The 18,434-nt window shown below is 36.9% G+C and carries 18 protein-coding genes and 1 riboswitch; of the genes, 15 read left to right on the top strand and 3 right to left on the bottom strand.

The features are described 5' to 3' along the window. Positions 1 to 197 precede the first annotated feature (197 nt). From sufC to BK577_RS01600, 12 genes are all read left to right on the top strand, one after another. Entirely contained in the window at positions 198 to 983 is a 786-nt protein-coding gene (sufC, locus tag BK577_RS01660) for a Fe-S cluster assembly ATPase SufC (protein ID WP_026559053.1), read from the top strand. A gap of 22 nt (positions 984 to 1,005) precedes the next feature. After that, entirely contained in the window at positions 1,006 to 2,307 is a 1,302-nt protein-coding gene (gene sufD, locus BK577_RS01655; RefSeq protein ID WP_078431315.1) for a Fe-S cluster assembly protein SufD, read from the top strand. Next, positions 2,307 to 3,524, top strand: a complete 1,218-nt coding sequence (locus BK577_RS01650) for a cysteine desulfurase (RefSeq protein ID WP_078431314.1) — start codon at positions 2,307 to 2,309, stop codon at positions 3,522 to 3,524. The genes sufD and BK577_RS01650 overlap by 1 nt, the downstream gene beginning before the upstream one ends. After that, on the top strand, positions 3,517 to 3,954 hold the full coding sequence (gene sufU / locus BK577_RS01645) for a Fe-S cluster assembly sulfur transfer protein SufU (RefSeq protein ID WP_026559050.1): 438 nt from the start codon (positions 3,517 to 3,519) through the stop codon (positions 3,952 to 3,954). The genes BK577_RS01650 and sufU overlap by 8 nt, the downstream gene beginning before the upstream one ends. A gap of 39 nt (positions 3,955 to 3,993) precedes the next feature. After that, a complete protein-coding gene (sufB, locus tag BK577_RS01640; protein WP_078431313.1) occupies positions 3,994 to 5,391 on the top strand; it encodes a Fe-S cluster assembly protein SufB in 1,398 nt (465 codons plus the stop codon). Between the two features lie 117 nt (positions 5,392 to 5,508). Beyond that, entirely contained in the window at positions 5,509 to 6,372 is an 864-nt protein-coding gene (locus tag BK577_RS01635) for a DUF72 domain-containing protein (RefSeq protein ID WP_078431312.1), read from the top strand. Between the two features lie 53 nt (positions 6,373 to 6,425). Next, complete coding sequence (locus tag BK577_RS01630; protein WP_078431311.1) at positions 6,426 to 7,829, top strand: bifunctional metallophosphatase/5'-nucleotidase; 1,404 nt, start codon at positions 6,426 to 6,428, stop codon at positions 7,827 to 7,829. Between the two features lie 66 nt (positions 7,830 to 7,895). Further along, a complete protein-coding gene (locus BK577_RS01625; RefSeq protein ID WP_026559046.1) occupies positions 7,896 to 8,198 on the top strand; it encodes a YunC family protein in 303 nt (100 codons plus the stop codon). A gap of 87 nt (positions 8,199 to 8,285) precedes the next feature. Continuing rightward, a complete protein-coding gene (gene yunB, locus BK577_RS01620; RefSeq protein WP_078431310.1) occupies positions 8,286 to 9,023 on the top strand; it encodes a sporulation protein YunB in 738 nt (245 codons plus the stop codon). Between the two features lie 72 nt (positions 9,024 to 9,095). Continuing rightward, a riboswitch (Lysine riboswitch) is annotated at positions 9,096 to 9,274 on the top strand. A 125-nt stretch (positions 9,275 to 9,399) separates the two neighbouring features. Then, complete coding sequence (locus tag BK577_RS01610) at positions 9,400 to 10,965, top strand: Na+/H+ antiporter NhaC family protein (protein WP_078431308.1); 1,566 nt, start codon at positions 9,400 to 9,402, stop codon at positions 10,963 to 10,965. A 413-nt stretch (positions 10,966 to 11,378) separates the two neighbouring features. Beyond that, on the top strand, positions 11,379 to 12,893 hold the full coding sequence (locus BK577_RS01605) for a sodium-dependent transporter (protein ID WP_078431307.1): 1,515 nt from the start codon (positions 11,379 to 11,381) through the stop codon (positions 12,891 to 12,893). After that, entirely contained in the window at positions 12,890 to 12,994 is a 105-nt protein-coding gene (locus BK577_RS01600) for a methionine/alanine import family NSS transporter small subunit (RefSeq protein ID WP_078431306.1), read from the top strand. Before BK577_RS01605 ends, BK577_RS01600 begins: the two co-directional genes overlap by 4 nt. 37 nt (positions 12,995 to 13,031) lie before the next feature. Here the strand turns inward: BK577_RS01600 and BK577_RS01595 are convergent, their stop codons facing one another. After that, positions 13,032 to 14,033 carry a M23 family metallopeptidase gene (locus BK577_RS01595; RefSeq protein WP_281252534.1) on the bottom strand — a complete coding sequence of 334 codons (1,002 nt, stop codon included), beginning with the start codon at positions 14,031 to 14,033 and terminating at the stop codon, positions 13,032 to 13,034. A gap of 280 nt (positions 14,034 to 14,313) precedes the next feature. Here BK577_RS01595 and lipA point away from each other — a divergent pair, with 280 nt between their 5' ends. Beyond that, the gene (gene lipA / locus BK577_RS01590) at positions 14,314 to 15,210 is read left to right on the top strand and encodes a lipoyl synthase (RefSeq protein ID WP_026559041.1); all 897 of its coding nucleotides are present in this window, start codon (positions 14,314 to 14,316) and stop codon (positions 15,208 to 15,210) included. A gap of 322 nt (positions 15,211 to 15,532) precedes the next feature. Here the strand turns inward: lipA and BK577_RS01585 are convergent, their stop codons facing one another. Further along, complete coding sequence (locus BK577_RS01585; protein ID WP_245823408.1) at positions 15,533 to 16,219, bottom strand: YhcN/YlaJ family sporulation lipoprotein; 687 nt, start codon at positions 16,217 to 16,219, stop codon at positions 15,533 to 15,535. Between the two features lie 116 nt (positions 16,220 to 16,335). Here BK577_RS01585 and BK577_RS01580 point away from each other — a divergent pair, with 116 nt between their 5' ends. Continuing rightward, complete coding sequence (locus tag BK577_RS01580) at positions 16,336 to 16,611, top strand: YutD family protein (protein WP_078433424.1); 276 nt, start codon at positions 16,336 to 16,338, stop codon at positions 16,609 to 16,611. Positions 16,612 to 16,689: 78 nt separating this feature from the next. On the opposite strand, the gene BK577_RS01575 is transcribed toward BK577_RS01580, so the two are convergent. Further along, entirely contained in the window at positions 16,690 to 16,956 is a 267-nt protein-coding gene (locus BK577_RS01575; protein ID WP_026559039.1) for a DUF3055 domain-containing protein, read from the bottom strand. Between the two features lie 227 nt (positions 16,957 to 17,183). Between BK577_RS01575 and BK577_RS01570 the strand changes: the two genes are divergently transcribed. Further along, complete coding sequence (locus BK577_RS01570) at positions 17,184 to 18,434, top strand: EAL domain-containing protein (RefSeq protein WP_245823407.1); 1,251 nt, start codon at positions 17,184 to 17,186, stop codon at positions 18,432 to 18,434.

Below are 18,434 nucleotides of genomic sequence, written 5' to 3'. Positions count from 1 at the left end.
GTGTTATATAGTAGAAACTGGCTAATTTCTCTATCTACATATCATTGTAGTGTAAATGTATGAAAGACATGGATTTATCACACGACAATTTTCGACTATATTTCATAAAGGTTGTGTTCACTTTTCATTTGTTATAATATTAGAATGAGAATAAAATGAGAATTAGTAAACTTTATATAACATGGAGGGTTTTCAATATGGCAGGTTCTACATTAATCATTAAGGATTTACACGTAGAAATTGATGGGAAAGAAATTCTTAAAGGTGTAAATCTTGAAATAAAAGGCGGAGAGTTCCACGCAATCATGGGACCAAACGGAACGGGGAAATCAACTTTATCTTCAGCAATTATGGGTCACCCTAAATATGAAGTGACAAAAGGCAGTATCACATTGGATGGTGAAGATGTACTTGAAATGGAAGTTGACGAGCGTGCTCGTGCAGGTCTGTTCTTAGCAATGCAATACCCAAGTGAAATCAGTGGGGTTACAAATGCTGACTTCTTACGTTCTTCCATTAATGCTCGTCGTGAAGAAGGAGACGAGATTTCATTAATGAAATTTATCCGTAAAATGGATGCTAATATGGAAGAGCTTGAAATGGATCAAGATATGGCACAACGTTATTTAAATGAAGGATTTTCTGGCGGAGAGAAAAAACGTAACGAAATTCTTCAGTTAATGATGATTGAACCAAAAATTGCGATCTTAGATGAAATCGATTCTGGTCTTGATATCGATGCATTAAAAGTTGTAGCAAAAGGAATCAACAAAATGCGCAGTGAGGAATTCGGCTGCTTAATGATTACTCACTACCAACGCTTATTAAACTACATTACACCAGATAAAGTACATGTTATGATGCAAGGACGTGTAGTAAAATCAGGTGGTCCTGAATTAGCTCAACGTCTTGAAGCAGAAGGATATGACTGGATTAAGCAAGAATTAGGTATTGAAGACGAAACTGTTGGACAAGAAGCATAATTGTAAGGGGGATTAGAGACGTATGGAAACATTAACGATCAATCAGGATTATGTCACAAGCTTTTCTAGTAAGCTTGGTGAACCGGATTGGCTAAAAGATCTTCGCTTACAAGCTCTTGCAAAACTAGAGGATCTTCCGATGCCAAAACCAGATAAAACAAAAATTGATAAATGGAATTTCACAAACTTTAAAGAACATATTGTTGAGAATCAAAAGTTAAGTTCTCTTAATGAATTACATGAAGATGTGAAATCTTTAATCGATCTTGAATCAGCAAACAAAAATCTGTATGTTCAACTAAACAACACAGCTGCATTTACTTCAGTATCTAGTGAATTAAAAGATCAAGGTGTGATCTTAACGGATATTCACACAGCAGCTAAAGAACATTCTGAATTACTTCAAAAATACTTTATGACAGATGGCGTAAAAGTTGACGAGCATCGTCTAACAGCTTTGCATGCTGCTCTTGTTAATGGTGGAGTGTTTGTCTATGTTCCTAAAAATGTAGAAGTCGCGGAACCAATTCAAGCGGTGTTTGTACATGATAACCCGAATACAACATTATTCAATCACGTTATTGTTGTAGCTGATGATAACAGTTCTGTTACCTATGTAGAAAACTATATTTCTACTGTTGAAAAGGTTGAAGGTGTATTCAATATTATTTCAGAGGTATTTGCTAATACAAATGCCCGTGTAACTTACGGTGCAGTTGATACATTAGCTAATGGTGTGACAACTTATGTTAACCGTCGAGGAGTTGTCGGCCGTGATTCACGTATTGAGTGGGCTTTAGGTTTAATGAACGATGGAGATACAATCTCTGAGAATGTAACAAATCTAATGGGTGACGGATCTTTCGGTGATACAAAAACAGTTGTTGTAGGTCGTGGAGAGCAAAAGCAAAACTTTACTACAAAGGTTGTTCATTTTGGAAAGCACTCTGAAGGTTATATCTTAAAGCACGGTGTTATGAAAGACAGTGCTTCTTCCATCTTTAACGGTATCGGTAAAATCGAACATGGTGCAACAAAATCAAATGCAGAACAAGAATCACGTGTTCTTATGTTGAGTGAAAAAGCCCGTGGAGATGCAAACCCAATATTATTAATTGATGAAGATGATGTAACGGCAGGTCATGCTGCTTCTGTTGGACGTGTAGATCCAATTCAGCTTTATTACTTAATGAGTCGCGGTATTCCTCAAGTTGAAGCTGAGCGCTTAGTTATTCATGGTTTCTTGGCTCCGGTTGTTAAAGAGCTTCCGATTGAAGGCGTAAAGAAGCAGTTAGTTGAGGTTATTGAAAGGAAAGTTAAGTAATGAATATCCATGATATTCGTGCCCACTTTCCGATCCTAAATCAACAAGTAAACGGCAATGATCTCGTTTATTTAGATAGTGCCGCAACATCTCAGAAACCATTAGCTGTTATTGAGGCTTTATCGACTTATTATAAGGAATACAATTCTAATGTTCACCGTGGAGTTCATACGTTAGGAACAAAGGCAACTGACGGTTATGAAGGAGCACGTGAAAAGGTAAGAAGATTCATAAATGCAAAATCAATGCAGGAGATTATCTTTACCCGTGGTGCGACAACAGCGTTAAATATTGTTGCGCAAAGCTACGGTCTTACCAATGTAAAAGAAGGCGACGAAATCGTCATTACGTATATGGAGCATCATGCAAATGTCATTCCTTGGCAGCAAGTAGCTAAAATTACGGGTGCAACATTAAAATATATTCCTTTACAGGAAGATGGAACGATTGCTCTAAAGGATGTTGAAGAAACAGTCACTTCAAATACAAAAATCGTTTCAGTTATGCTTGTTTCAAATGTGCTTGGAACGATTAATCCAATTAAGGAAATAACTGAAATTGCCCATAAAAATGGAGCTGTTATGGTTGTGGACGGTGCTCAAAGCACCCCTCATATGAAAATTGATGTACGAGATTTAGATTGTGATTTCTATGCATTTTCTGGACATAAAATGTGTGGACCGACAGGAATTGGTGTACTCTATGGGAAAAAGCAGTTATTAGAAAACATGGAACCAGTCGAATTTGGTGGAGAAATGATTGATTTTGTAGGACTGCAAGAATCAACATGGAAAGAGCTTCCTTGGAAGTTTGAAGCTGGTACACCTATTATTGCCGGAGCTATCGGACTCGGTGCTGCGATTGATTTTCTTGAGGATATCGGCTTAGATGCAATTGAAGCACATGAGCATAAACTGGCTCAGTACGCTTTGGAACAACTTAGTCAGATTGACGGAATGACCATCTACGGACCTAAACATCGTGCCGGATTAGTAACATTTAATATTGACGATGTTCATCCACATGATGTTGCAACAGTTTTAGATGCTGAGGGAATTGCTGTTCGTGCAGGTCACCATTGTGCACAGCCTTTAATGAAATGGTTAAAGGTATCTGCAACAGCAAGAGCTAGTTTTTACCTGTACAACACAGAAGAAGAAGTAGATAAGTTAGTTGCAGGTATTAAAAAGACAAAGGAGTACTTCAGTAATGTCTAATCATGTAAACCTTGATACACTTTATCGTCAGGTAATTATGGATCATTATAAAAACCCGCGTAATAAGGGGATTCTTGATAATAGCCTAACGGTCGATATGAACAACCCTACTTGTGGAGATCGCATTCGTTTAACACTTGATCTTGAAGATGATGTGGTAAAGGATGCAAAATTCGAAGGTGAAGGATGTTCCATCTCTATGTCATCAGCATCTATGATGACACAAGCCATTAAAGGGAAAAAATTAGATGAGGCACTAAAGCTTTCTGAAATCTTTTCGAATATGATGCTTGGTAAAGAATATGATGATGATATCGACTTAGGTGATATTGAAGCTTTACAGGGAGTTGCAAAATTCCCTGCACGTATTAAATGTGCGACACTTGCTTGGAAGGCAATGGAAAAAGGCGTGAAAGAAGGAAACGAATAATTTACGCTTATAAATCTAACTGGATTGGAGTGAATGTAGATGGCAAAAAAGGCACCTGAAATCGGCGATTACAAGTATGGTTTTGCTGACAAGGATGTTTCCATCTTCCGTTCTAAACGAGGATTAACGAAAGAGATAGTGGAAGAAATCTCTCGTATGAAAGATGAGCCACAATGGATGCTTGATTTCCGTTTGAAATCTTTAGAGCATTTTTATAATATGCCAATGCCACAATGGGGTGGAGATTTGGCTTCACTTAATTTCGATGAAATTACGTATTATGTAAAACCTTCTGAGAAATCAGAACGTTCATGGGATGAGGTGCCTGAGGAAATCAAAGCTACATTTGATAAATTAGGTATTCCTGAAGCAGAACAAAAGTATTTAGCTGGTGTATCAGCTCAGTATGAATCAGAGGTTGTTTACCATAACATGAAAGAAGATTTAGAAGATCTTGGAATTGTCTTCAAAGATACGGATACAGCGTTAAAAGAAAACGAAGATATTTTCCGTGAGCACTTTGGTAAGGTTATTCCGGCTGCAGACAATAAGTTCTCTGCACTTAACTCAGCTGTATGGTCTGGTGGATCATTTATTTATGTACCAAAAGGCGTAAAAGTGGATACTCCATTACAAGCATACTTCCGTATTAACTCTGAAAACATGGGTCAATTCGAGCGTACATTAATCATTGTTGATGAAGGCGCACATGTACATTATGTTGAAGGATGTACTGCTCCAGTTTATACAACAAACTCACTTCACAGTGCTGTTGTTGAAATCATTGTAAAAGATGGTGGATACTGCCGTTATACGACAATCCAAAACTGGGCAAACAACGTATTTAACCTTGTTACAAAGCGTGCGGTTTGTGATGCGAATGCAACAATGGAATGGATTGATGGTAACATTGGTTCGAAATTAACAATGAAATACCCTGCAGTTATCCTTAGAGGTGAAGGTGCAAGAGGTATGACATTATCAATTGCATTAGCTGGTAAAGGACAACACCAGGATGCAGGGGCAAAAATGATTCACCTTGCTCCAAACACATCATCAACAATCGTGTCTAAATCCATCTCAAAACAAGGTGGTAAAGTAACATATCGTGGTATTGTTCACTTTGGACGTAAAGCTGAAGGAGCAAGATCAAATATTGAGTGTGATACACTTATCATGGATAATCAATCAACATCTGATACGATTCCATACAATGAGATCTTAAACGACAATATCTCACTCGAGCACGAAGCAAAAGTATCGAAAGTATCAGAAGAGCAATTATTCTATCTGATGAGCCGTGGTATTTCAGAAGAAGAAGCAACTGAAATGATCGTAATGGGCTTCATTGAGCCATTTACAAAAGAGCTTCCAATGGAATATGCAGTAGAAATGAACCGTCTGATCAAGTTCGAAATGGAAGGTTCTATCGGTTAATATAATGAAACAAAACGGGACTGACAATTATGTCGGTTCCTTTTTTTAAACTTTCTATCTATGAACGTGGTATAGTATGGGTAGAAAATCTAAAACTATATTCCAGGGTGATTCTGAATGTCAACCATTCAAATTGGATTAACCGGATGGGGAGATCATGATTCTCTCTACATGAACTCAAATACAAAAAGCAAATTACAGGAATACTCTGCTCATTTTCCAACGGTCGAAATTGATTCTTCATTTTATGCCATTCAACCCGAGCGTAATATGGAAAAGTGGGTCAGAGATACACCCGAAACCTTTCAATTTATTGCAAAAGCCTATCAAGGAATGACGGGCCATCTTCGGGAGGAAATTCCTTTTGACAATAAAATTGATATGTTCAATGCTTACCTCAAGTCACTCGAACCGTTAAAAGCATCTAATAAACTTGCAATGGTGCTGTTTCAATTTCCACCATGGTTTTCTTGTACGAAGGAGAATGTCGCTTATTTAAAATGGTGTCGAGAAATAATGGGAGATACAGAGGTTGCGCTTGAATTTCGTAATCGTTCCTGGTTTTCACCAACTTACTATGAAAAAACATTACGTTTTATGGAGTCTGAGGGATGGATTCACAGTATCGTTGATGAACCGCAGGCTGGCGAAAGATCGATTCCTACTGTATTACAGCCTACAAATCCCCATAAGACCTTGATTCGACTTCATGGCCGTAATGTATATGGATGGAACAAGCCTGCAAATGGTGATAACTGGCGGGATGTACGATATTTATACAGATATAATGAGCAGGAATTGCAAGAATGGCAAGAACATCTATCAAAAATTAAAAGCCGCACAGAAACAGTTTATATGCTTTTTAATAATAACTCTGGTGGTGATGCAGCAGATAATGCAAAGATGATGATATCATTATTAGGAATACAATATTCCGGACTTGCTGAAAAACAGTTAAGCTTGTTTTCAGATGAGGACTAGGTCATTTTTGTATGGTCTCATGTTGTTGGCACAGTAAATAAGGAGAGAGGAATATGTTAGAGACGGTTCATCTATATCATACAAACGATTTACATAGTCATTTTGAAAACTGGCCATCTATTGTTCAGTTTCTAAAGACAAAAAAGACATATCATGCTGAACAACAGGAACAAATGATTTTACTCGATATTGGTGACCATGCTGATCGCTTTCATCCAATTACGGAGGCAACAAAAGGGAAGGCAAATGTTCATTTATTAAATCATTTGCAGTATGATGCAGTGACCATTGGAAACAACGAAGGCATTACGTTTTCTCATGATGATCTTGATATGCTTTATGAGGATGCGCAGTTTCCGGTCATTCTTTCAAACCTGTATACAGAATTAGGCGAGAGACCTAAATGGGTTGTGCCATATCATATTTTAACATTACATAATGGAACGAAAATCGCTTTATTAGGTGTAACTGTTTTTTATGAGAAATTTTATGAATTATTAGGTTGGAAAGTTAAAGATCCTTTTCAAAGTTTAACAGAAACCATTCAGCAGGTTAAGGATCAGGTTGATATTATTGTTCTTATGTCCCATTTAGGAATTAGTGATGATGAAATCATTGCAAATGAGTTTCCGGATATTGATGTTATTATTGGGGGACATACTCATCACGTACTACCAGAGGGAAAAGAGATCAACCAAACTCTTATAGCAGGAGCAGGAAAATACGGGCGTTACATCGGTCATATTTCCTTAACAATCGATACAGAAGAAAAAAAGATAATAACTCATAAAGCAACCGTTTATCCGATGGATCATGAAAAAGAGGTTTGTGAAGAAACGATTCAATGGTTGCAGCAAACGAGTTTGGAAAGTGATCAAATTCTTTCAGAAGTTGTAGGTACATCAAGAGAAAATTTATCTCTTGATTGGTTTCAAGACTCTACTTTTCCAGAGCTCCTTGTTCAGGCCATTAAAGAGTGGTGTGATGGTGAAGTAGCTATGGTGAATTCCGGGATTATTTTAGCGCCCTTACAAAAAGGTCCTGTTACAAAAAAGGATCTCCATCGAATATGCCCTCATCCTATTAACCCATGTAAAGTTTTCTTAAAAGGTGATGTTTTAAAAGAAGTGATCGTCCAGTCAAGAGATGAAAAGATGGAACAATTAAAATTAAAGGGATTAGGATTTCGAGGGAAAGTAATGGGACGAATGGTATTTGATGGAATTGATGTTCGAATGAAGGTATTACAGGATGGTAAGGAGCATGTAACAGACATCTTTATAAATGGTGAACAGATTCAAGCGGATCGCATTTATGCTGTAGCAACAATTGATATGTTTACACTTGGACCATTATATCCGGAAATCGGGCATGCCGAGAAAAAAATCTTCTATATGCCAGAGTTGCTTCGAGACCTTTTAGCCTGGAAATTAGGCAAGAAATCCACGAAGCTATAGGCATTGATCTACACGTATCCTTTCTTTGTTCATAAAAATATAACAAGAAAGGAGTGTAGAGAAATAATGGTCACTATGACACCAATCGTCATTGATGGAAACCAATTTACAGCTATAACGGTTGCGTTGCCTAAGACAAATTTTATGGCAATCACAAACGAAAAGGGATATATTATGTGCGGCGCGCTTGATGTCGCATTATTAAATGAAAAGCTCAAAGATAGGGGAATTATTGCAGGTCGTGCGGTAGGAGTCCGCACCATTGAACAACTTCTCGAGGCCCCTTTAGAATCAGTCACTTATGAGGCTGAAAAGCGTGGAATTACCGTTGGTACAAAAGGAAGAGATGCTTTACTTAAAATGATGTAGCGCATCTTCGAGAGAAAAATATCATAAAAAATTAGCGTACATCCCTCCATACATGCATAAACATAGCTTGTAAAGGAGGGATTTGTTTTGGCTAAATTTCGCGGACGACGCCCGCGTAGAGGGCCTTTACCTTTTCGTTATGTTGTATTACTAACAAGTGTTATTTTTATATTGATCACTTCCATAAGCTTCTGGATAGTAAACGTTCAGATCGAATCCACCATGATGAAGATTGCGAGGTTAGAAGCCAATAAAGTTGCAACGACGATCATTCATGATGCTGTTGAAGAAGAAATATTAACAAATGAAGAACAAGAGAATTTAGTTAAAATTGACAAGGATTCTGAAGGAAATGTGAATTCATTTACATTTAATCAACGAGCTGTAACAATGGCAAAGAAAAGAGTAACTGATAATGTAACAAAAAAGCTTGGGGAAATAGAAAGAAACAATTTCCATGGAATGACGCTTAATGAAGAGGGGAGTAATACTGGAATTATTTATGAAATTCCTTTAGGGAAAATTACAGGCAACTCAATATTAAGTACACTCGGACCGGGAATACCAATCGAATACTATTTAATAGGAGATGTATTTACGGATATTAAAAGAACAACAGAGGAATATGGAATTAATAATGCTGTTCATGAAATTGCTATATTCGTTGAAGTAAGTGTGCAGGTAGTGATTCCGTTTGCTACAGATGTAGTAAAAGCAGTAAATACTATTCCGGTTGTCATCCAAACAGAACAAGGAGAAGTCCCTGAATATTATAACAGTGGGGAAGGTGCAGACCATTCTATTGAATTACCAAAAAAACCATAGTTGTTCTTATTCAACTATTTTGGTAGAATAGCTTTTATAATACTAAATATTGACCTACATCACCTTATCTCACGATGAGGTAGAGGCGCAGAAAACAAAAGTACAATATGTGAGTATGACATCGAAGATCATATTGGAAAGGGTTTTTTGCCGAAGTAAATGTTTGCTAGTCAGGTTACATTTGCTGGTATTACTTTAAATAAAGGTAATACTGTCATTATAGAAATCTATAATGGAGGGCTACTGATCGAGATGGAGGATAACATAGTAAGAAAAATTGTTATTTTCTATTCTTTAGGATGTAATAAAAAGACAAATTATCCTATGATCAATTCAGAGCCTTCCATTATTAAAGAATGGGAGGCTTTTTAACATTATGGCAGGAACTATTTTTTCTATTATTCCACCAATTATCGCCATTTTAATGGTGATTTTGACAAGAAGAGTTTTATTATCTCTTGGAGTAGGGATAATATCAGCGGCGTTATTGATTGAAGAATTTTCAATCACGGGTTCAGGAATGGTCATATTAAAGGCAATTCAAGGTGTTTTTTATTCTGACGGAGAAGTGAATACCTGGAATGTTTATATTATTTTATTCCTGTTAATCTTAGGAATTGTCACAGCACTTATCTCTATTTCAGGCGGAAGCCGCGCTTTTGGTGAGTGGGCAAAAAAACGTGTAAAAACCCGTGCTGGTGCACAGTTAACAGCAGCATTGCTCGGGATCTTAATTTTTATCGATGATTATTTTAATGCACTTGCAGTTGGGCAGGTTAGTCGCCCGATTACAGATCGCCAAAAAGTATCCAGAGCTAAGCTTGCTTATATTATTGATTCCACTTCAGCGCCAGTTTGTGTTGTTTCACCTGTATCAAGCTGGGGTGCTTATATTATAGCAATGATTGCAACAATTCTAACTACGCACGGAGTATCAGAGTATACGCCACTAGGTGCTTTTATGGCGATGGTACCGATGAATTATTATGTTATCGCAGCATTAGCTTTAGTTTTTGCCGTTGCTGTATTCAATATTAATATCGGTCCAATGAAAATCCACGAAAATCGAGCAATTGAGACAGGTCAAGTTGTTGATCCAAATAAAGAGGTACTTGGTGAAGTGAAAGAAGACTTGCCAACTAGTGACAAAGGAACAATAGGAAATCTAGTTTGGCCAATCATCTCCCTAATTATTGGAACAGTTTCATCTATGTTGTACACAGGATATAGTGCGATTGAAGATAAAGCGGATGTAACAATTTTTACGATATTTGAAAACACGGATGTTTCTGCATCCCTATTATATGGAGGGCTTTTTGGGTTAGCCATTACAATCATCCTGTTTTTAGCGAAAGGAATAAAGGCTAGTTATTTACCTTTAGCAGTGAAAGAAGGAATTAAATCCATGCTACCGGCCATTTATATTCTTTTATTTGCATGGGTTATTGTTGATTTGATCGGCCAATTGAGTACGGGTGAATATTTGGCAGGATTGGTAGAAAAATCTAATTTAGATCTATCATATCTACCAGTTGTTATGTTTGTTCTTGCTGGATTTATGGCATTTGCAACAGGGACATCTTGGGGTACATTCGGAATTATGCTGCCAATTGCGGGAGAAATTACAGCCGCAACGGATATTAATATGCTTCTTCCGGCCATGGCAGCAGTTCTTGCAGGATCAGTACTAGGAGACCATTGTTCACCTATTTCTGATACAACCATTCTATCCTCGACAGGAGCGGGAAGTCATCATATAGATCACGTTATGACTCAATTGCCTTATGCAATTATAGGCGGTGGAATAGCAGCAGTTGGTTATCTGGTTTTAGGCTTTACAGGAAGCAGTGTAATTGGCTTTGTTAGTATCATTCTTTTAGTGGGAGCATTTATTACGATCTTTGCAAAAAAACAAAAGCAAGTGGTTAAAGAGAGAGCATAGCTCTCTCTTTTGTCTTATGTACGTACATTATGCAAGAAAGGTTTGACATAATCCAATTTCCACCAAAAATTTATTATGAGAACAATAGTAATTTATCTTTCTTGCTAGAAGTAATAATATGATTAATAAAAACATTTTTCAGATAAAAATTTTACTTTCATGCTTTTATGAACTAAATAAATAAAGAAAAAGAGGATATGAAGTGTAATGCATAAACTATTTCCATATTTTTAAAAAACTATTTAAAATTTCTGAAAATATCATCTTAAAATAGTATTTTTTCAAAATTTTTTATAGACATAGGAATAAAGTCCATTTATACTATGTATAGATTATAATAAATAATCAGAATATTATATAATTTCTAATTGTTTCCACTTTTTAAAAAGAGAAACATAAGAGGAGGAAAAAGGATGGATAATCGCCCACAGTGGGGGACTAGGGCAGGCTTTATTCTAGCAGCCGTTGGTTCTGCAGTAGGTTTAGGGAACATATGGAGATTCCCTGCAACAGCATATGAAAATGGAGGAGGCGCATTCTTCTTACCATATTTATTTGCTTTATTAACGGCAGGGATTCCGTTATTGATCATGGAATTTACATTAGGACATAAATATCGCAGTTCAGCTCCGATGACATTTGCAAAAATAAGTAAAGGGAAAGAATGGTTAGGCTGGTGGCAATTAGCAATCTCATTTGTAATTTCCTGTTATTATCCGGTTATTATTGCATGGGCATCATCTTATTCAATTTTTTCATTTAATCAAAACTGGGGCAGTGATACAGAAGGATTCCTATTCGGTGAATATTTAAAATTAGCCGATACCCCTGGTGATTTCGGCGGTTTAGTGCCAGGTGTTTTGATTCCAATGCTTTTAGTATGGATTGTTGCTTTGGGTGTACTATTTGCCGGTGTTAAAAAAGGAATTGAAGCTATAAACAAAGTATTTATTCCAGTACTAGTAGTCATGTTTGGGATTATAGTTGTTCGCGCAATTACACTTGACGGTGCTGCACAAGGATTAGAGGCGTTTTTTAAACCTGATTGGAGCAGTATATTAGACGGTAAAGTTTGGGTTGCAGCTTATGGTCAAATTTTCTTTAGTTTATCTATTGCATTTGCTATTATGATTACTTATTCAAGTTATCTACCGAAAAAATCGGATATTACAAACAATGCGTTTATTACTGGATTTGGTAACTCAGCATTTGAAGTGCTTGCAGGTATAGGTGTATTTAGTGCGCTAGGATTTATGGCGGTACAACAAGGCGTTCCAGTTGCAGAAGTTGTTTCTTCTGGAGTTGGTTTAGCATTTGTCGTATTCCCGCAAATTATTAATGAATTTCCTGCTTTTAACGGATTATTCGGGTTTTTATTCTTCGGATCATTGATCTTAGCCGGTTTAACATCTTTAATTTCAATCATTGAAACATATGTTGCAGGTCTTCAAGAGAAGTTTAATATTTCACGTACAAAGGCAGTTGCTATTGGCGGCGGTTTAGCAGCGCTTTGTTCATTAATATTTGCTACAAGAGGGGGGCTATACTTCTTAGATTCAGTTGATTATTTCATCAATACATTTGGTGTCACATTAGCTGGTTTAATCGAAGTTCTTGCGATTGCATGGTTTGCTAAAGAATTAAAGAACATTCAAAAACATGCAAATGAAATATCCGATATTCAGCTTGGGGCTTGGTGGAGAATTTGTTTAAGCGTCATTACTCCAATCGTCTTAGGATACATGATGTTTGATAATTTAAGAACAAACTTAACAAGCGAATATGGTGATTATCCACGCGAATTCCTATTTAATTGGGGATGGACAGTTGCATTAGGAGCTATCTTTATTGGGGTTTTATTCTCAATTTCACGTAGAAAACAAAGTGGCACAGTAGCATCATCAAGTAAGGGGGTATCTCGATCATGAGTACGTCTGCTATAGTAATGATGGTAATAGGTGTCGTTGTTGTATGGGGTGGCTTGGCTGCTAGTATAGCTAACGCTGTAATTAAGGCTAAACAAAAATAATAAATAAAGAGGGAGGCTGATAATGGAAATCAGCCTCTTATTTTTTTCTTCTTTCCGCTCGATCTGCTCTTTCCCATGACCTAAGATGTGGAAAAGGATCAAATGACCATTCAGTTCGCCCATTATCTTTGTATAATCCATAATGTAAATGCGGTGGGAATTTCCCTGCTGTTCCTGGAGGCCCATAGCCGGAGCTTCCGACCGATCCGATTAATTGACCGGGTTCAACAATTTGTCCCACCTTAAGTCCATCTGCAAAACCATTTAGGTGGGCAAAATAATGATAAGTATTGTCAATGTCCCTAATTCCAACTCTCCATCCACCAAAACGGTTCCATCCTTTCATTTCGATGACTCCATAACATGTTGACTTAACAGGCACACCATAGTTTGCAAAGATATCAGTACCTTCATGGATTCTTCGCCCTCCCCAGCCGCGTGCATCACCCCAGGTGTTCTTATAGCTAAAATTATGACCTAGCGGAACAGGGAAAGTGTGTTTGCCTAAATCTAAGCGGCCATAATGTTTATACAATTTCATATGACCTAAAATAAGTCCCACAGACTTATCGCGTTGGTAATAATCCCACAAGCCAATCTTTAGATTTTCTAAATCAGCTCCATATGATTGCAGATAATGGGCAAATGAATACAAAACATCTTCATCATTTTTTGGATCGGCTATTTTGTCACCATCACCATCTTCCCCAATTCCACCAAAAAGCCCTATACTTGCTGGATTTTTATCATCTGGATTTGGGTTTAATGGACCAGCCCATACCTCAGGTTTAATATATATTTCAATTGATCCATCAGCCTTAGGAATATCCTTTCTTGAGTGACGGACATTTCTTTCATATTGATCAATAGCAGCTAATACGTACCAAGGAATAGAGGTAATTGTCTCAACTTTTCTATATAAGCTCATTAGCTTTTCGTTTTCTTTTTGTTGATCTGTTTTTTCAGCCCCAAAGACACTCGTCTGGACTGAAAGTTGAATCACCATAAAGATGATGATGAGTGATACCGCTTTTTTCACAGTAATGAGCTCCTTTCTTTAATTTCTCTGGTGACAGCTCGATATCCTGTTATTGGTTAATTAGGAAAATGAGAGGTAATACTGGTATATAAGGAATACCCATATCAAAGTTTCTTTTTATAGTTTGGTTTTCATTTTCTATTTCATTAATAGAAAATGTTAGAAATTACATACGTTCCTTTTCCTTGTCCAACACATGACCTTATGATAAAGTGGTAAACGTATATGGTAATGTTTTGAGGAATAAATCGATATAGAATACATATTGGAGATGAATCAGATGGCGAAAAAGGAAGAATATTTACGTAAGCCAGAATGGTTAAAAATAAAACTAAATACTAACGAAAACTATACAGATCTAAAGAAACTAATGAGAGAAAAAAATCTTCACACCGTATGTGAAGAAGCGAAATGCCCGAATATCCATGAATGTTGGGCAGTTCGTCGTACAGCAACATTTATGATATTAGGAGCAGTTTGTACGCGTGCCTGCAGATTCTGTGCGGTTAAAACAGGTCTTCCAACAGAGCTTGATTTAGCAGAACCAGAACGCGTGGCAGATTCTGTTGCACTTATGAATTTGAAGCATGCAGTTGTGACAGCTGTGGCCCGTGATGATTTAAAAGACGGTGGTGCAAATGTGTTTGCTGAAACAGTTCGTGCCATTAGACGCAAAAGCCCATTCACCTCTATTGAGGTATTACCTTCTGATATGGGTGGCGTTTATGAAAACTTGAAAATTTTAATGGACGCCAAGCCCGACATTTTAAACCACAATATTGAAACAGTTCGTGAGCTTACTCCAAGGGTCCGTGCTCGTGCAAAATATGATCGCTCATTGGAATTTTTAAAGCGAGCGAAAGAAATGCAGCCTGACATTCCTACAAAATCGAGTATTATGATCGGGTTAGGTGAAACAAAAGAACAAATCATTGAAACAATGGACGATTTAAGAGCACATGATGTTGACATTATGACAATTGGTCAATATTTACAACCAACGAAAAAGCACTTAAAAGTCCAAAAGTACTACCATCCGGATGAATTTGCAGAACTACGTGAAATTGCGCTAAGCAAGGGCTTCAGCCATTGTGAAGCAGGTCCTCTTGTTCGGTCGTCCTATCATGCTGATGAGCAAGTAAACTCAGCAGCTAAACAAAAACAAGCTCATGCTTAATTGAAAAAGGGGAGAGAAACCTAATTTTGGTTTCTCTCCTTTTTTGTTTTATAAGAAAGTATAAAATTTTGTACTTAGTGTAGGTGTCTAGCTCCAGCGCCTAGCCCCTCTAGGGTCTAGTCAATTTGGAATTGAAGGCAAATCGCCTTATTTGCCCAAGGCTGATCAAGGCGCTTGCGCTTTTCTTATTTCCCGGTATTGAGGACACATATCAGCTAAATCTATAATATATCGGCGTATGTCAAAATATATCAGCGAATACTAAGATTATTCAGCGAAAATAAAAAAGTGAACTACCCGGAGGCCAGTTCACCAATTAATACTATTGCATTTTATCCTTTTCATAACGGACTTTTTCGTAATCATCTTTCATATCGTCATCAATATCCTCATTCATTTCTCCATAACCCTCACCGTTTGCATTTTCTCCTTTGTTAAGAGCACGGCCTTGTGGAGATTCAAGCATTTTGTGAATTGTATCGTTTAGGATTTCATCAATGTCACGGCTTGTTGAATCGAGTGGACTATATGCTTGTATTTGTTGAATCATATTAGGATTATCTGACACATACACGTGATAATATCGTGGAACGACAGATAATGCTGTCTTTTTGACTTGATCGGCTGTTTCATTTCGATCCTTTGAGTCCGTGTCATAAGCGACTAATACCTCTTCATCAGTCACCAATGTCGCAACATCATTTACATTCGGAAGCTGAACGCTTAGACTACTAATTGTATTTGCTACCTGCTCACGGTTCATTCCAGGAGTAGGTGTGTAGGCAACATCTTGAGGAATTCCGCTTTTTTGGTGACGAACAAATCCAAAGCTTGCACCTTTGTCATTTGCATTCGGAACTCCCTCTTCATTGTACAAGTCAGTTCGGTCACTAACATTAATGGTGTTTCCATTTTCATGCATGAAAGATGTATCTTCTTCTGCGCCATATTGACAGGCAGTTAATAATGATAAGCCTAAAACAGTGGCTGCTAATTTTGTTTTTATCAACAGTAGCACCTCCTCGTCTTTATCGTTTCCAAAGGAAGAGGAAAATTGCATAGCAATTGATGGTTGAGGTTGTTTCGATTATGATAAGATTAGTGAATATGGATGAGGTGAAAATCATGATAACTGTTCAGAATCAATTTTTTGAATTAATCAAAGAAGAAAAAGATGGATTTAATGAAGAAGCATTTAAAGAAAGATATAGTGAAATTTTAAATAAATATGATTTTATTGTGGGAGATTGGGGATATAATCAGTTAAGGCTAAGAGGCTTTTTCGATGATCAAAACCAAAAAGCTACATACGACACAAAAATCAGCACCCTTGAGGAGTACATTTTTGAGTATTGTAACTTTGGTTGTGCATATTTTGTTTTGAAAAAAGTAAAGAAATAAGTATACTTGGCAGGAAAACCCCCTTCTTTGTTTAATTGGGGGTTTTTCTCATTTTAACTTTTTAAAATTATTTTTACATTAAACGATCTCAAATAAGAAATCACGAAGCTCCTCTGCATTTTCTTCATTTAAGTTAAAGGCATGTTCTATATAACCTGGTTCCTTTAAATCATCCTCTCCAATAATGGCAAAACGGTTACTTTGTATATCCAATACAAGCTGTTTTCCATAATATCGGTCACTTTGAATAACTGCTAAATCAAATCGCTGGTTATCCCCCATAAAACTGACGAAGCGTGTTTTAGTTTCGACAGTATCATCATATAAAAAAAAGCGTTCAGACATGGTATCTCTCCTTTAATCTTAAGCTAAGACTATTGTTATCATAACAAATCCTTTTCCTTTGATAAATGTCTGAGGTAATAAATTTTTCCGGGAAATCAGTCGAAAGATAGAAAAATATGATAAAATATGACGTATGTATAGGTTAATGCCAGAAGGGTTGAGTACATATGATGAGTGGGTCTTGTGATAAGCATATAAGCAGGTTGAAAAAGTGGAGTAAACTTTTTGTGCGTCAAAATAAATTAAAGTATTATCCACCGAAATTTGTACTAAGGGACCCAATCTTAGAAGGTGTCTATCAAGCAATGACACAAGGAAATCAGGTTGCTGTCGTTGTGATCACCATTTCAAACCTACGTGAATTTTCCCAGCAATTTGAACCAGTACAGCTTAAAGAATATAAAAGCGTGCTTAGGGAAGGATTTAGGGAAGTAGTTGAGCATTCCCCTTTCCGTGAGGATCTTTTAGTTGTGCATGATTATTATAGTGAAGGTCTTACAATTTTTTTAAAAATTAACGATGACAAACAAAGTGTTGTGCATATTGAAAAATTAATTAGAATTCTTCTTCCGAAATTAGAAAAGTATATGTTTACTAAATATCCATATTTTAAGCAATCCTTTGAAGTTGGATATATGTTTATCGAAAGAAATTATTCCACTACACAGGAAGCTTTATATACAGCCCAGCAACAAGCAGTTGCCATGGCGGAAAAACGAATACAATCCCGATATATTGAAACACTACTGGAAATGCGGGAGATTATCCAAAAACGGGATATATCGTTGCTGGCTCAACCCATCATTGATTTATCCAGCAATCAAATTAATGCATGGGAGTTTTTAACAAGAGGTCCTAAAGGGACAGCACTTGAAAATCCACTCCAGCTATTTTCCCTTGCCAGACAGTCCAATTTAATTTATGACCTAGAGTTATTAGTTTTGGAAAAATCATTTCAATTAATTGATGCTGTTGGGTGTGTGGATGATGTATTCCTTAATTTTACTCCAATCACTCTTGGGAATAAACGATTCATAGCAGGCCTTGACAAGTTGTTAACACGTCATCCTGATATTGATCCCAAAAAGATGATCTTTGAAGTAACAGAAAGAGATTCCATTGAAGGTTTAAACTTTTTCCATGATAATATTAAGCAATTGCGTAAAAAGGGGTTTCGAATTGCGGTTGATGATACAGGTGCTGGTTATTCCAGCTTACATACAATAAGTGAAATTCTCCCTGATATTATCAAGATTGACCGCTCAGTTATTCAAGACATTGACACGAGCAAGGTAAAGGAATCGATGTTAAAAGGCCTTATATTAATTGCTCGTGAAACAGGTTCGCTTGTAGTAGCAGAAGGAATTGAAAAGAAGGAAGAAGCAGATGTTCTGAAGAGGAACCATGTAGACTTGGCACAAGGCTATTTCTATGCAAAGCCTGGTAATATGGAGAAAGAACGTGTTGCTTTATTATAG

The organism is Metabacillus halosaccharovorans (genome assembly GCF_002019635.1).
Classification (GTDB): domain Bacteria; phylum Bacillota; class Bacilli; order Bacillales; family Bacillaceae; genus Metabacillus; species Metabacillus halosaccharovorans.
This window is presented reverse-complemented; position numbering and strand designations above follow the sequence as displayed.

Coding starts and splice junctions, on each gene's coding strand:
- BK577_RS01635 (WP_078431312.1), top strand. CDS start 5,509: ATGTCAACCATTCAAATTGGATTAACCGGATGGGGAGATCATGATTCT.
- BK577_RS01650 (WP_078431314.1), top strand. CDS start 2,307: ATGAATATCCATGATATTCGTGCCCACTTTCCGATCCTAAATCAACAA.
- BK577_RS01625 (WP_026559046.1), top strand. CDS start 7,896: ATGGTCACTATGACACCAATCGTCATTGATGGAAACCAATTTACAGCT.
- sufC (WP_026559053.1), top strand. CDS start 198: ATGGCAGGTTCTACATTAATCATTAAGGATTTACACGTAGAAATTGAT.
- lipA (WP_026559041.1), top strand. CDS start 14,314: ATGGCGAAAAAGGAAGAATATTTACGTAAGCCAGAATGGTTAAAAATA.
- BK577_RS01610 (WP_078431308.1), top strand. CDS start 9,400: ATGGCAGGAACTATTTTTTCTATTATTCCACCAATTATCGCCATTTTA.
- sufB (WP_078431313.1), top strand. CDS start 3,994: ATGGCAAAAAAGGCACCTGAAATCGGCGATTACAAGTATGGTTTTGCT.
- BK577_RS01630 (WP_078431311.1), top strand. CDS start 6,426: ATGTTAGAGACGGTTCATCTATATCATACAAACGATTTACATAGTCAT.
- BK577_RS01575 (WP_026559039.1), bottom strand. CDS start 16,956: ATGTCTGAACGCTTTTTTTTATATGATGATACTGTCGAAACTAAAACA.
- BK577_RS01580 (WP_078433424.1), top strand. CDS start 16,336: ATGATAACTGTTCAGAATCAATTTTTTGAATTAATCAAAGAAGAAAAA.
- sufD (WP_078431315.1), top strand. CDS start 1,006: ATGGAAACATTAACGATCAATCAGGATTATGTCACAAGCTTTTCTAGT.
- sufU (WP_026559050.1), top strand. CDS start 3,517: ATGTCTAATCATGTAAACCTTGATACACTTTATCGTCAGGTAATTATG.
- BK577_RS01605 (WP_078431307.1), top strand. CDS start 11,379: ATGGATAATCGCCCACAGTGGGGGACTAGGGCAGGCTTTATTCTAGCA.
- BK577_RS01600 (WP_078431306.1), top strand. CDS start 12,890: ATGAGTACGTCTGCTATAGTAATGATGGTAATAGGTGTCGTTGTTGTA.